This is a genomic window from Streptomyces sp. LARHCF249 (assembly GCF_052871255.1).
In genome coordinates this window covers 184,512-199,193 of the sequence record NZ_JBIXJQ010000008.1, presented here as the reverse complement: position 1 = coordinate 199,193, position 14,682 = coordinate 184,512, and the positions used below count along the sequence as shown (strand labels likewise).

9 protein-coding genes are annotated in these 14,682 nt (G+C 68.1%); 1 reads left to right on the top strand and 8 read right to left on the bottom strand.

Features of this window, described 5'->3' with window-relative positions; all coding sequences use genetic code 11:
• Nucleotides 1–118: 118 nt before the first annotated feature.
• The 4 genes from ACIPUC_RS24215 to ACIPUC_RS24200 all read right to left on the bottom strand — a co-directional run bounded on the left by ACIPUC_RS24215 (nt 119) and on the right by ACIPUC_RS24200 (nt 4,830).
• Nucleotides 119–1,429 carry a sugar ABC transporter permease gene (locus ACIPUC_RS24215; RefSeq protein WP_446592078.1) on the bottom strand — a complete coding sequence of 437 codons (1,311 nt, stop codon included), beginning with the start codon at nt 1,427–1,429 and terminating at the stop codon, nt 119–121.
• Entirely contained in the window at nt 1,426–2,214 is a 789-nt protein-coding gene (locus ACIPUC_RS24210) for an ATP-binding cassette domain-containing protein (protein WP_446592077.1), read from the bottom strand. Before ACIPUC_RS24210 ends, ACIPUC_RS24215 begins: the two co-directional genes overlap by 4 nt.
• A gap of 170 nt (nt 2,215–2,384) precedes the next feature.
• Nucleotides 2,385–3,485, bottom strand: coding sequence for a sugar ABC transporter substrate-binding protein (locus ACIPUC_RS24205; protein WP_446592076.1), 1,101 nt, complete (start codon nt 3,483–3,485; stop codon nt 2,385–2,387).
• A gap of 130 nt (nt 3,486–3,615) precedes the next feature.
• The gene (locus tag ACIPUC_RS24200; RefSeq protein ID WP_446592074.1) at nt 3,616–4,830 is read right to left on the bottom strand and encodes an ROK family transcriptional regulator; all 1,215 of its coding nucleotides are present in this window, start codon (nt 4,828–4,830) and stop codon (nt 3,616–3,618) included.
• Nucleotides 4,831–5,416: 586 nt separating this feature from the next.
• Here ACIPUC_RS24200 and mgtA point away from each other — a divergent pair.
• Complete coding sequence (mgtA, locus tag ACIPUC_RS24195) at nt 5,417–8,137, top strand: magnesium-translocating P-type ATPase (RefSeq protein ID WP_446592073.1); 2,721 nt, start codon at nt 5,417–5,419, stop codon at nt 8,135–8,137.
• A 35-nt stretch (nt 8,138–8,172) separates the two neighbouring features.
• On the opposite strand, the gene ACIPUC_RS24190 is transcribed toward mgtA, so the two are convergent.
• The 4 genes from ACIPUC_RS24190 to acnA all read right to left on the bottom strand — a co-directional run bounded on the left by ACIPUC_RS24190 (nt 8,173) and on the right by acnA (nt 14,537).
• The gene (locus ACIPUC_RS24190) at nt 8,173–9,108 is read right to left on the bottom strand and encodes a carbohydrate ABC transporter permease (protein WP_446592072.1); all 936 of its coding nucleotides are present in this window, start codon (nt 9,106–9,108) and stop codon (nt 8,173–8,175) included.
• Nucleotides 9,109–9,121: 13 nt separating this feature from the next.
• Nucleotides 9,122–10,066, bottom strand: coding sequence for a carbohydrate ABC transporter permease (locus tag ACIPUC_RS24185; RefSeq protein ID WP_446592070.1), 945 nt, complete (start codon nt 10,064–10,066; stop codon nt 9,122–9,124).
• A gap of 19 nt (nt 10,067–10,085) precedes the next feature.
• On the bottom strand, nt 10,086–11,510 hold the full coding sequence (gene ngcE, locus ACIPUC_RS24180) for an N-acetylglucosamine/diacetylchitobiose ABC transporter substrate-binding protein (RefSeq protein WP_446592273.1): 1,425 nt from the start codon (nt 11,508–11,510) through the stop codon (nt 10,086–10,088).
• 312 nt (nt 11,511–11,822) lie between these two features.
• Nucleotides 11,823–14,537, bottom strand: coding sequence for an aconitate hydratase AcnA (gene acnA / locus ACIPUC_RS24175; protein WP_446592069.1), 2,715 nt, complete (start codon nt 14,535–14,537; stop codon nt 11,823–11,825).
• Nucleotides 14,538–14,682 lie beyond the last annotated feature (145 nt).

Sequence of the window (14,682 nt, the reverse complement as noted above, 5' to 3'; positions counted from 1 at the left end):
ACCCGCACAGGCGTACGCGACTTGCCGGCATCCGTGCACGCACGATGCCCGGCGCCACACGAAGTGGCACCGGGCACTGTGACGGGTCTTACCGGCGACCCGGGCGACCGGGTGGGCGTCAGGCCCGTCCGGCCGTCTTCTGGGTCTTGCGCGTGACCGAGTCGATGACCACGGTGGCCAGCAGCACGGCACCCGTGATCATGTACTGGATCGGAGTCGCGATTCCCTCCAGGGCCAGACCGTACTGGATCGAGGTGATGACCATGACGCCGAGGAGGGCGTTCCAGGTCCGGCCCCGGCCGCCGAAGAGGCTGGTGCCGCCGATGACGGCCGCCGCGATCACGTTCATCAGCAGGTCGCCGGCGCCGGCGCTCTGGTTGGCCGCCGCGATCTTGGAGGCCCAGAAGAGTCCGCCGATGGCGGCGAAGGTTCCGGCGATGGCGAAGACCGTGATGCGGATCCCGGTGACGTTGATGCCCGCGCGGCGGGAGGCCTCGACGCTGCCGCCGAGTGCGAAAACGTTTCGGCCGAAGGTCGTGCGGCGCAGCACGAAGTCCGTGGCGACCAGGGCCAGCACGAACAGCACCACCGCGAGCGGCAGGCCCTTGTACTGGTTGAACACGATCGCGGGGCCGAAGGTGAACACCGCGAGCAGGCCGGTGCGCAGCAGGATCTCACCGAGCGGCCGGGACGGCACCCCGGCGGCCTCGCGGCGGCGGTTGTCGAAGAAGGTGGCGAGGAAGTACCCGGCCACCGCGACCGCCGCCAGGCCGTAGCCGACGGCCACCTCCGAGAAGAAGTACGTGGTCAGCTGCCCGACCACACCCTCGGAGTCGAGGTTGATCGTGCCGTTGCTGCCGAGGATCTGCAGCATGGCGCCGGACCAGAAGAGCAGGCCCGACAGGGTGACCGCGAAGGCCGGGGCGCCGATCCTGGCGAAGAAGAAGCCGTGGATGGAGCCGATCAGGGCGCCGCCCGCGATGGCCGCGAGGATGGCCAGCCATTCGTTCACGCCGTTGGTGACGGCGAGGACGGCGACGATCGCGCCCGAGACGCCGCTGACCGAGCCGACCGAGAGGTCGATCTCGCCGAGCAGCAGCACGAAGATGATGCCGACGGCCATCATGCCGGTGGCGACCATCGTGATCGCGATGTTGGTCAGGTTCTCCGGGGAGAGGAAGTTCGAGTTCAGGCCCTGGAAGATGGACCAGATGATGATCAGGCCGAGGACGACCGGTACGGAGCCCAGGTCGCCGGCCTTCAGCTTGCGGCCGAACTCGGTCACGTAGCCGCCGAAGCCCTGCTCGCGCACCAGCAGGCGGGGGTCCACCGCGGGGATGGCGTCCGCCGGGGCGGCGGGGTTCGCCAGGTCCGCGACCGCTTCGGCGTGCGCGTGGTGCTTGTCGGTGGCTGGATTCTCGGTGCTCACTTGCCGGCCTCCCCGGTGCGGGCCGCCCGGCGGGTCACGGCGTTGTCCGTGGCTCCGGTGATGGCGGAGATGATCTCTTCCTGCGAGGTCTCGGCGACCTTGAAGACGCCGTTGTTGCGGCCCAGCCGCAGGACCGCCACCTTGTCGGCGACGGCCTTCACATCGGCCATGTTGTGGCTGATGAGGATGACGGCGTGGCCGCGCTCGCGCAGCCGTTCCACGAGGTCGAGGACCTGTGCGGTCTGCTCGACGCCGAGGGCGGCGGTGGGCTCGTCGAGGATGACGAGCTGGGGCTCGCCCAGCATCGACCGGGCGATGGCCACGGTCTGGCGCTGACCGCCGGAGAGCGAGGCGATGGGGATCCGGACGCTGGGGATCCGGATGGACAGCGTGGTCAGGAGCTCGCGGGCACGGCGCTCCATCTCCACCTCGTCCAGGACACCGCGGCGCTTGAGCTCGCGGCCGAGGAAGAGGTTGCCGACGACATCGATGTTGTCGCACAGGGCGAGGTCCTGGTAGACCGTCGCGATGCCCAGGTTCTGGGCGTCGTGGGGCTTGCTGATGGAGACCGGGCGGCCCTCCCACTCGATGACGCCGTCATCGATGGGGTGCACGCCGGCGATCGTCTTGACCAGCGTGGACTTGCCGGCGCCGTTGTCGCCGACGAGGGCGACCACTTCACCGGAGTGGATCTCGAGTTCTACGTCGGTCAGGGCCTGAACGGCGCCGAACCGCTTCGAGACCCCTCGCAACGCCAGCACGGGCGCAGCGGACACATGAACCATCTCCTTCGCCGCCTGACCGGCGGGGATGTCGTGCAAAAGAGCAGGAGCGGGGCGAATGGGGGAAATAAAGGCTTAGGGAGAACGTTTCTGCCCGGCGCCCCGCGGGTGGCGGGGAAGAAGGTGCGGGGCGCCGGTCAGGCACGGGGGCCGCCTCGTGGGCGACGGGGGCCTTACTTGAGGCCGAGGGTGGCGCAGGCGGCCGCGTACTTGTCGGTGCAGATCTCGTCGGCCGTGTAGACGCCGTCCTTGATGACGGTGTCCTTGATGTTGTTCTTGGTGAGCGAGACGACCGGGATCAGCACGGACGGAACGCCCTTGGTGGTCGGGCTGTCGACCGTGGAGGTGGTGACGCCGGTGACCTTCTCGCCCTTGGCGAGGGCGACGGCCATCTTCGCCGCGGCCGCGGCCTCGGGGGCGTACGGCTTGTAGACGCTCATGAACTGCTCGCCCGCGACGATGCGCTGGACACCGGCGAGTTCGGCGTCCTGGCCGGTGACCGGGGGCAGGGTGGACAGGCCGGCGGCCTTGAGGGCGGTGATGATGCCGCCCGCCATGCCGTCGTTGGCGGAGTAGACGCCGATGACCTTGTCCTTGCCGAGCGCCGAGAGGGCGGCCGCCATGTTGGTGTTGGCGTTCTCCGGCTTCCACTCGACGGTGTCGTACTCCTTGCCGATGTTCACCTTGCCGTCGAGGACGGAGTGCGCGCCGGACTTGAAGAGCTTGGCGTTCGGGTCGGTGACCGAGCCGTTCATCATGACGATCTGGCCGTCCTTGGCCTTGTCGCCCAGCGCCTCGAGCAGCGCCTTGCCCTGGACCTTGCCGACCTCTTCGTTGTCGAAGGAGGTGTAGGCGTCGATCGGGCCCTCGGCCAGGCGGTCGTAGGCCACGACCGGGATGCCGGCGTCCTTGGCCTTCTTGACCGAGCCGGCGATGGCCTTGGAGTCCACCGCGTCGACGATGAGGACGTTCACCTTGTTGGTGATCATCGTGTCGACCTGGGAGTTCTGGGTGGTCGCGTCCTGCTTGGCGTTGGCGTAGACGACCTCGCCCTTGCCGCCGGTGAGGTCCTTGACCGTCTTCTCGATGAGCGGCTTGTCGAACTTCTCGTAGCGCGCGGTCTGGTTCTCCGGGAGCAGGAGACCGACCTTGATCGCATCACCCGCCGCGGCGCCGGTCTCCTTGGTCTTGTCTCCGGCCTCCTTGGCGCTGCCGCAGGCGGCGAGCGAGACGGCCATGGCACCGGCGGCGACGGCTACAGCGGTTCTGCGCATACGCGTGTTCATTACTTGAACCTCCCTGACGAGGCCGCAACGCTGCGGCCGAGGTGGGTGTGAGTCAACCCCGGCCGCAAGTTTGCCGTCAAGGAGTGAATCCTTAACGAGATGACAACGGTGCCATCCGTTATCTAACTGAAGACATGGCGGCTGGAGTTCGCACTCCACCTCCATGATCTGACAAAAGCGTCGAATCGCCCATCTCACTGAGCACGAGGGCGAGTGCGCCCAGCACCTCGGCCCGACCGCCCAAAGAGCCCGTGAGCACCGAAAGCTGGCGGGCCGCGCTGGGGATCGCGTACCTCCCCACTGATTCACGGATGGGAGCCAGGACCAGTTCACCCGCCTCCGCGAGAGAACCGCCGAGGACCACCCGGCTCGGGTTCAGGAGGTTGCAGAGGCTGGCCACGCCGCTGCCCACGTGACGGCCCACGTCGGTGACGACCCGACGGCAGCCCGGGTCCCCGTCGCGGGCCAGCTCGACCACCCGTTCCATCGTCAACTCCGGTCCGTGGCTGCCCTGGAGCAGCGGGAGCACGTACCGGGCCGCGGCGAAGGTCTCCAGGCAGCCGCGGTTCCCGCAGCGGCAGACCGGGCCGGATTCGTCGAGGGTGATGTGCCCGATCTCGCCCGCCGTGCCGCCCGGGCCGCGGTAGATCTGACCGTTGATCACCAGCCCGGCACCGACGCCGCTGGCCACCTTGATGTAGGCGAGGTCTTTCACTCCCCGCCCGCTCCCCCATACGAGTTCACCGAGGGCCCCGAGGTTGGCGTCGTTGTCCACGTACACGGGCACGCCGAGGCGCCGCGAGAGCTCCTCGCGCGGGTTGATCCCGGCCCAGCCCGGCAGGATGGCGGTCGAACCGAGGGTCCCGGACTCCACGTCGATCGGGCCGGGGACGCCGAGGCCGACGCCGATGGCCTTGTCCAGGCTCACCCCGATGCCCGCGATCAGCCGTCCGACCAGCGCTTCCGCCCGGTCGAAGCCGTCCACCCAGGAGGCGTCCACGTCCAGCGGCTCGGCCTCCTCGGCCAGCACCTGGTGGGCGAGGTTGCCGACGGCCACCCGCAGGTGCGTGTGGCCGAAGTCCACGCCGATGACGATGCCCGCGTCGCCGCTGAGCGACACGCTGCGGGCCCGCCGGCCGCCCGCCGAGGTGTCGGTGACCTCGACGGTCCCGCCCTCCTTGAGCTCACGGACGATGTTGGAGACCGTGGCCGCCGACAGTCCGGTCGTGCGGGCGATCTCCGCCTGGGTCAGCGAACCCGCGAGCCGCACCGCTCGCACGACCCGTTCGAGATTCGCGCGATGCAGCGAGGACTGCGATCCGGGAGTCTGCACGACTCATCCACTCCTGCCCATAAGCGACGGCCAGCCGTCGCCCCCCGGCCGGGGGAACGGCTTCGCGCTCCGAGACCCCGGCGTCTCTCCAACTTGTGAACCTTAAGTCGAGCCTTTGCGCATCCAGACGTCAAGAGGCTGACACAGCACCAAACCGTCACGATCAACCACAAGAGGGAGAGAACGGTCGTCGAGATCGTGTTACGGTCGCTGAGGCGCCGGTCCTCTGCGGCCTTACGGCCGGACCGCGCCCCGTCATGACAGCGCGATGCGAGGAGGTGTTCGGGATGAGTCCCGATCGAAGTCCTTGCCGCGCTCTCGCCCTCGTCGGCTGATCTGTCGATCTGCTGATCAATCGGCTTTCCCTGAGCGCGCACGGCCGCGGTGATCCACCGCGCCTCCGTGCGTTTCGCGTTTCCGGCTCTCCCCCTTCCTTCCGCATGTCCTGATCCTTCTGTCAGGCATACGTCATCCATGCCCTCGGCGCATCCCGGGCCCGTCCGCGGCACCGTGCGCCGACCCATGATCACTCCACGTGACCGGGCGGCTTCGCGCTGCCCGGACGCCGTGGAGGGAGGTATTCGTCATGACCATGCTCGCCCCTCGTACTCCCGCGAAGCTCGCGCCGCCGGGCCGGACCCGCCGCGAGCGCAAGGCCGCCGAGCTGGAGTCCCGTACCCTCCTCGTCGGCGAGCGCCTCGCCGGTCTCAGCACCCGCCCGGGCACCCACGCACTGCAGTCCGTGGACGCCTCCCGCAACGGCCTCACCCACGCCGAGGCGGCGCTGCGCCTGGAGCGGCACGGCCGCAACGCCGTCGCCCAGGACCGCGCCCCGCTCTGGTTCGTCCAGCTGGGCAAGGCGTACTGGAACCCCTTCATCGGCGTCCTGGCCTTCCTGGCCGCCGTCATGTACTGGCAGGACCCGGCGGACCCGGGCGTCGTCATCCTCTCCGTGATGATGGGCATCAGCGGGCTGCTGCGCTTCTGGCAGGAATACCGCTCGGGCCGCGCCGCCGACGCGCTGAGGAAGCTCGTCACCACCACCTGCGCGGTCCAGCGCCGGGCCGGCAGCGGCTCCGGGCCCACCACCTTCGAAGTGCCGATGGACCAGGTGGTCCCGGGTGACGTGGTCAAGCTGGCGGCCGGCGATCTGATCCCGGCCGACCTGCGGCTGATCGCCTCCAAGGACCTGATGGTCAGCCAGGCCGCGCTGTCGGGCGAGTCCCTGCCGGTCGCCAAGGCCGACACGCGGACGGAGGACCTCGGCCGGCAGAGCACCACGGACCCGGTCGAGGCCGACAACCTGTGCCTGATGGGGACCTCGGTCACCTCCGGCACCGCCACCGGCGTCGTCGTCGCCACCGGCGCCGACACCTACTTCGGCTCGATGGCCGGCTCGCTGGTCGGCGAGCGCCCGCAGACCAACTTCGACAACGGCGTGCGCAAGGTCAGCTTCCTGCTGATCCGCTTCATGCTGGTGATGGTCCCGGTGGTCTTCATGGTCAACGGCCTCACCAAGGGCGACTGGAACGAAGCCTTCCTCTTCGGTATCGCCGTCGCGGTCGGCCTGACCCCCGAGATGCTGCCGATGGTGGTCTCCGCCAACCTGGCCCGCGGCGCGGTCGCCATGTCCCGGCGCAAGGTGGTCGTCAAGCGGCTCAACGCCATCCAGAACCTGGGCGCCATGGACGTGCTCTGCACCGACAAGACCGGCACCCTCACCGAGGACCGGATCGTCCTGGACCGCTACCTGGACGTGCACGGCGACGAGGACGACGAGGTGCTGGAGTACGGCTACCTCAACTCGCGCTACCAGACCGGCCTGAAGAACCTGATGGACCAGGCGGTCATCGACCGCGTGGGCGAGGCCGAGGAGGTTGTCGTCGACGCACGGTTCTCGATGGTCGACGAGATCCCCTTCGACTTCGCCCGGCGGCGGATGTCCGTGGTCCTGGGCCGCAACAGCATCGTGGGCGACCCCGGCCGCTCCGACCACGTCATGATCACCAAGGGTGCGGTCGAGGAGGTCCTGGACCTCTGCACGCACATGACCGACCGCGGCGAGACTGTCGAGCTGACCGGGCAGCTGCGCCGGCACGTCACCCGCATCGCCGAGGACAACAACCGCAAGGGCCTGCGGGTCCTGGCCGTCGCCACCCGCACGATCGCCGCGCCGCGCGACACCTACACGGTCGCCGACGAGGACGGGCTGACGCTGATCGGCTTCCTCGCCTTCCTCGACCCGCCGAAGGCCGACGCCGCCCGGGCCCTGCAGGGCCTGGCCGACAAGGGCATCGCGGTCAAGGTCGTCACCGGCGACAACGACCTGGTGGCCGCCCGGGTCTGCGCCGACGTCGGCATCGACGTGGGCCACGTGGTGCTCGGCTCCGAGATCGACGGCCTCGACGAGCCGGCGCTGCGCGCACTGGCCGCCCGTACGACGGTCTTCGCCAAGGTCAACCCGGTCCAGAAGGCCCGTATCGTGCGGGCCCTGCAGGCCGGCGGACACACCGTCGGGTTCCTCGGCGACGGCATCAACGACGCGGCCGCGCTGCGCGACTCCGACGTCGGCATCTCGGTCGACACCGCCGTCGACATCGCCAAGGAGTCGGCGGACATCATCCTGCTGGAGAAGGACCTGACCGTCCTGGAGCAGGGCGTGGAACAGGGCCGGACCACCTTCGGCAACACGATCAAGTACATCAAGATGACGGCGTCGTCGAACTTCGGCAATGTCTTCTCGGTGCTGGTGGCGAGCGCCTTCATCCCCTTCCAGCCGATGCTCGCGATCATGCTGCTGGTGCAGAACCTGGTCTACGACATCTCCCAGCTGGCGACGCCCTGGGACCGGATGGACGAGGAGTACCTGCGGCGGCCCCGCAACTGGGACGCCAAGGGCATCTTCCGCTTCATGGTGACCATCGGCCCCGTCAGCTCCGTCTTCGACATCTCGATGTTCCTGATCATGTGGAACGTCTTCGGCGCCAACAGCGAGGCCGGTGCGTCGCTCTTCCAATCCGGCTGGTTCATCGAGGGCCTGCTCTCGCAGACCCTGGTCGTCCACATGATCCGTACCCGCAAGATCCCCTTCGTCCGGTCCCGCGCCTCCTGGCCGGTGATGGCGATGACGGTCCTCGCGGTGCTGACCGGCCTGTACCTGCCGTTCTCCCCCCTGGCCGCCCCGCTGGGCTTCGTGGCCCTGCCGGCGAGCTACTTCCCGTGGCTGATCGGCGTGCTGCTCGCGTACTGCACGCTCACCCAGCTCGTGAAGACCTGGTACATCCGCACGTTCAACACCTGGCTCTAGGAAGCCCGCCCGAGCCGGGCCGGCCGGGCCGCGCGCTACTTGAGGGTGGCGGAGGTCAGGCCGGCCTGGATCTGCCGCTGGAAGGACAGGTAGACCGCCAGCATCGGGATGATCGCGATGGTGGCTCCGGCGAACAGCACCGGCAGGTCGGTCTCGTAGCCCATCTGGTACTGGAGCTGGACGAGCCCCTGCGTGAGCATGTAGCGCTCGGGCTCGCCGCTCGTCTGCGGCTGCATCAGCACGGCGGGCAGGATGTACTGGTTCCACTGGCCCAGCACGTTGAAGATCCCGACGCTGATCAGGCCGGGCTTGGCCATCGGCAGCATCACCTGGAAGAAGATCCGGGTGTCGGAGGCCCCGTCGATGACCGCCGCCTCGTGGATGGCCGTGGGCAGCGTCCGGAAGAAGGAGTGCATGAAGAAGACGGTGAACGGCATCGAGTAGGCGACGTACACCAGGATCAGACCCTGGTAGGTGTTCAGCATGTCGAAGCGCTTGACCATGAAGAACAGCGGTACGAGCGCCAGGAACACCGGGAACATCGCCCCGCTGACGAAGAAGTAGTAGATGACCCGGTTGCCCTTGAAGGGGTAGCGGGCCAGTACGTACGCGGCCATCGAGCCGAACAGCATGGTCAGCGGCACCGAGAAGACGAGCACGACGAGGGTGTTGGCGAAGTAGCCGCCGATGCCCTTGTCCCAGGCCCGGCCGAAGGCGTCGAAGTGCCAGTTGGCGGGCCAGCTGAGGGCCGAGCCGCCGATCTGGGCGTCGGTCTTGAAGGCGCCGAGCGCGAGCCAGATCAGCGGAAGCACGATCATTATCGCCCAGAGGACGAGGAACCCGTGCGAGAAGACGTTGAGGACCACGCCCTCGGAGCGGCGCTCGTCCCCCTCCCCCGTCCGGCCGGGCTTCCCGGACCGCTCCGCGGCCTTGTCGCCCGGATCCTTGATCACTGTGGTCTGTGCAGCCATCGTGGAACTCCGCTCAGAACTCGATGCGCTCGCGGCGGGTGGCACGCAGCGTGATGACGGACAGGATCATGGTCAGGACGAGCATGACCACGCCCATGGCGCAGGCGTAGCCGCTCTTGCCGAAGTACAGGAAGTTGCGCATCAGCACCGTCGCCATGACCTCGCTGTGGTGGTCGGGTCCGCCGCCGAACTGGCCCGAGGTCATGGTCGACACGAGGACGAACATGTCCATCGCGGCAATGCCCAGGTAGACCGCGGAGGTCTGCACAGAATCCCACAGCAGGGGCAGCGTGACCTTGAAGAAGGTCTGGGCGCGTCCGGCGCCGTCGAGCAGGGCGGCCTCGTAGATGTCCTTGGGGACGGACTGCATGGCCGCCGAGAACAGCACGAGGTAGAAGCCGACGCCGTGCCAGACGACCACGAACAGCAGGCACCAGAGCACGAAGTTGGGCTCGTTGAGCCACTCGACGGGGTGCTGTGCGGAGATCAGGCCGGTCTTGACGAGGAAGCCGTTGAGCAGGCCTCCCTCGTCGCTGCGGTAGATCGCGCCGAACAAGACGGCGAGGATGGCGAGGGAGAGGACCTGCGGGAAGAAGTAGACGATCTTGTAGAAGCGCGAGCCGCCGACGCCCTGCACGCCGCCCGCCCCGCTGCGCCCTCCCGCGTTCACCATGAAGGCGAAGAAGAGGGCGAGCAGGATGGTGATCACCGGGACGAACACCAGGAGCAGCAGGTTGTGCCAGAGCGCGCCGCGGAAGACCTCGTCCTGCAGCAACGTCGCGTAGTTGTCCAGGCCGACGAAATCGAACGTCGGGGACTGCCCCGTCCAGTTGGTGAAGGAATAGCCGAACGTCTGCACGTACGGCCAGATGACGAAGGTCAAGTACAGCGCGAGGGGCGCGAAGAGGAAGCCGGTGATGAAACCGGCCCTCCCCCTGCTCCGGGCTACGTGGCTCATGGTGTCCGTCCCTGCGGTGTCAGCTGCGGCGGTTGTTCTTGGCGTTCGGGTCCTTGGCCGCCTTGTCTACCGCAGCCTGGGCCCGCTTGATCCACTCCTTTGGCTGGATCCGCTGCGCCATCAGCTCATTGGACGCGTTCTGGATCTCCGTGTCCATTTCGCTGTACCAGTCGGGGTAGCGGTAGCTGAAGGTGTTGGTGCCCGCGGCCTTGAGCGCGTCCACCGCGGACTGGGTGCCCGGCCGAAGTTTGACGCTCGGGTCCACGCCGTCCTTGACGACGGTGAGCGAGTTGGCCTGCTGGGCGAAGATCGTCGACCATTCGCGGGAGAGCATGGAGCGGAGGAACTCCAGGCCTCCGGCCTTGTTGGCGGCCTTCTCGGGGACGATGAAGGGCTCGTCGACGCCGGCCCGGATGGCCTCGAAGGGCAGCTTGCTGTCGGCGAGCAGGGGCATCGGCAGGAACTTCATGTCGAAGTCCTCCGGGGTCTGCTTCAGCTGCTCGTTCTCCAGCCAGGAGCCGGAGGGGATGAAGGCGGCCTTGTACTGGTTCCAGGCGGTCTGGGACTCCGTGTGGGTGAGGCCGTTGGTGCCGGGCATCAGCAGGCCCTTCTCCACCACCTCGTAGACAGCCTCGACCGCGGCGAGGGCGGCCGGGTTGCCCTCGAACGCGTTCGGCTCGAGGTGGTCGATCGCCTTCATGGCGTCCAGACCGCCCTTCTTGGCGATCAGGTCCATGATGACCACGTTGATGTAGTACGGGTACTTCCCCTGGTGGGCGAGGCCGCCGATGCCCGCCTCCTTGGCCTTGGTGCAGACGGCCAGGAACTCGTCCCAGGTCTTCGGCGGCGTCCAGCCCTTCTCCTTGAAGAGCTTGCCGGAGTACCAGAAGCCGAACACGGCGTACACGTACTTCAGCGTGACGAACTTGCCGCCCAGCATGCCCTGTTCGACGGCTCCGGCGACCAGGGTGTCGCGGACCTTCTTGGTCGGGTCGTCGAGGGAGGGCGCGTCGAGCACGGCGGTGAGGTCGGCCAGCTGGTTGCCCTTGGCGAGGACGTCCAGCTTGATCTGCTGGGCGCCCGAGTCGTCGACGACGTCCGGCGGGTTGCCGCCGTTGAAGCGCGGCTGGAGCTTCGCGGTGATCTCCTGGGTGCCCAGGTGGGAGCTGGTGGTGCCCCACTTCTTGTCGAAGGCGGCCTCCCAGGCCTTGGCGTAGTCGTCGCCGAACCCGCCCTTGAAGACGACGACGTCCAGCTTGCTGCCCTTGGCGACGCCGAAGGGGTTCTCCTTGGAGACGACGCCCTTGTCGGGGCCCTTCGTGCTCTGCTCGCCGCCGGAGGCGCAGGCGGACAGGAAGCTCATCGTCGGCACCGTGATCAGTCCGAGTGCTGCCGAGCGCTTGATCAGATCACGGCGCCCGAGGCCCTCACCAGTGGATCCCATGCTCATGTCCTCGCCTTCGTCAGAAGTGTGAAGGAGGCCGGGACGGCACGGCGGTTGCCGTACGTGCGGTCATCACCGCAGGTCCCCGCCCATCCCCCCGGTCCGGGCCGCTCGTCGCGCGATGATCCGGACGGGCACAGGTATAGTCCACTTCCGCTCACGTGAGCAAGATCATGCACACGGATGGCGGTCAGCTTTTCCGAGTTGAGACCTGGCCGTCACCTGCGCCGGCCGCCGGAAAGGCGGAAGGGCCGCATCCCCTTGGCGGGGATGCGGCCCTCTGGCGCCGGTGGAACCGGCCCGCGGTGGTGCTTAGCCGCGGATCAGGTTGCGCAGCACGTACTGCATGATGCCGCCGTTGCGGTAGTAGTCCGCCTCACCCGGCGTGTCGATGCGGACGACCGCGTCGAACTCCACGCCCGTGTCGGTGGTGACCTTGACGGTGCGCGGGGTGGTGCCGTTGTTCAGCTCCTCCACACCGGTGAAGGCGAAGGTCTCCTCGCCGGTGAGGCCCAGGGAGGCCGCCGTGGCGCCCTCGGGGAACTGCAGGGGCAGGACGCCCATGCCGATCAGGTTGGAGCGGTGGATGCGCTCGTAGGACTCGGCGATGACGGCCTTGACGCCGAGCAGCGCGGTGCCCTTGGCCGCCCAGTCGCGGGAGGAGCCGGAGCCGTACTCCTTGCCCGCCAGGATGACCAGCGGGATGCCGGCGGCCTGGTAGTTCTGCGAGGCGTCGTAGATGAAGGAGACCGGCGCGCCCTCGACGGTGAAGTCGCGGGTGAAGCCGCCCTCGGTGCCCGGCGCGATCTGGTTGCGCAGGCGGATGTTGGCGAACGTACCGCGGATCATGACCTCGTGGTTGCCGCGGCGGGAACCGTACGAGTTGAAGTCGCGGCGCTCGACGCCGTGCTCCGTGAGGTACTTGCCGGCCGGGGTGTCGGCCTTGATCGCACCGGCCGGGGAGATGTGGTCGGTGGTGACCGAGTCGCCCAGCTTCGCCAGCACGCGGGCGCCGGCGATGTCGGAGACCGGGGTGGTCTCCATCGTCATGCCCTCGAAGTAGGGGGGCTTGCGGACGTAGGTGGACTGCGGGTCCCACTCGAACGTGTTGCCGGTCGGGATCGACAGCGCCTGCCACTGGGCGTCGCCCGCGAAGACGTCCTGGTAGGACTTGCTGAACATGTCCTCGCCGATGGCGTTCGCCACGACGTCGTTGACCTCGGCCTCGGAGGGCCAGATGTCCTTGAGGAAGACCGGGTTGCCCTCGGTGTCGATGCCGATGGCCTCGGTGGTGATGTCCACCTTCATGGAGCCCGCGATGGCGTACGCGACGACCAGCGGCGGGGAGGCCAGGTAGTTCATCTTGACGTCGGGGTTGATGCGGCCCTCGAAGTTGCGGTTGCCGGAGAGCACCGAGGTGACCGCGAGGTCGTGCTCGTTGATCGCCTTCGAGATCTCCTCGTCCAGCGGACCGGAGTTGCCGATGCAGGTGGTGCAGCCGTACCCGACGAGGTTGAAGCCCATCTTGTCGAGGTACGGGGTCAGGCCGGCCTTGTCGAAGTAGTCGGTGACGACCTTCGAGCCCGGGGCCAGGGTGGTCTTGACCCACGGCTTGCGGGACAGGCCCTTCTCGACCGCCTTCTTGGCCACGAGCGCCGCGGCGACCATGACGTAGGGGTTCGAGGTGTTGGTGCAGGAGGTGATCGCGGCGACGGTGACGGCGCCGTGGTCGATCTCGAAGGAGGAGCCGTCGGCCAGGGTGACCAGCGTCGGGCGGGTCGGCACGCCGTCGGTGGCGGCCGGGGCGTCGGAGGCCGGGAAGGACTCCTTGCCCGCCTCGTCGTCGTCCTCGACGTAGTTGCGCACGTCCTGGGCGAACTGCTCGGCGGCGTTGGCGAGGACGATGCGGTCCTGCGGGCGCTTCGGGCCGGCGATGGAGGGGACGACCGTGGAGAGGTCGAGCTCCAGCTTCTCGGAGAAGTCCGGCTCGGCGGCCGGGTCCAGCCACAGCCCCTGCTCCTTGGCGTACGCCTCGACGAGCGCGACCTGCTGGGCGTCGCGGCCGGTCAGGCGCAGGTACTTCAGCGTCTCGTCGTCGATCGGGAAGATCGCGGCGGTCGAGCCGAACTCCGGCGACATGTTGCCGATGGTGGCGCGGTTCGCGAGGGAGGTGGCGGCGACGCCCTCACCGTAGAACTCGACGAACTTGCCGACGACACCGTGCTTGCGCAGCATCTCGGTGATGGTCAGCACCAGGTCGGTGGCGGTGGTGCCGGTCGGCAGCTCGCCGGTCAGCTTGAAGCCCACGACGCGCGGGATCAGCATGGAGACCGGCTGGCCGAGCATCGCGGCCTCGGCCTCGATGCCGCCGACGCCCCAGCCCAGCACGCCCAGGCCGTTGACCATGGTGGTGTGCGAGTCGGTGCCGACGAGGGTGTCGGGGTACGCCTGGCCGTTGCGGACCATGACGGTGCGGGCCAGGTGCTCGATGTTGACCTGGTGGACGATGCCGGTGCCCGGCGGGACGACCTTGAAGTCGTCGAAGGCGGTCTGGCCCCAGCGCAGGAACTGGTAGCGCTCCTTGTTGCGGCCGTACTCCAGCTCGACGTTCTGCGCGAAGGCGTCCTTCGTGCCGAACTTGTCGGCGATGACCGAGTGGTCGATGACCATCTCGGCGGGCGAGAGCGGGTTGATCTTCGCCGGGTCGCCGCCGAGGGCCTTCACGGCCTCGCGCATGGTGGCGAGGTCCACGACGCAGGGGACGCCGGTGAAGTCCTGCATGATCACGCGGGCCGGCGTGAACTGGATCTCCTCGCTGGGCTGGGCCTGGGAGTCCCAGTTGCCGAGCGACCGGATGTGGTCGGCGGTGATGTTCGCGCCGTCCTCGGTACGGAGCAGGTTCTCCAGCAGGACCTTCAGGCTGTAGGGAAGGCGCGCGGCGCCCTCGACCTTGTCCAGCCGGAAGATCTCGTAGGACTCGTCGCCCACCTGCAGCGTGCTGCGGGCGTCGAAGCTGTTCGCCGACACGACAGTCTCCTTCATGCATGAATTTCGCGCGTATGACCGCATCCTGCCGCCACGCCCCTTGGCCAATCCGCTAAGGTAAGGCTAAGTTAGGTAACCCTTACCAGCGAGGGCGGCTGCGGTTCGCCTTCGGCAGATATCTCGATGT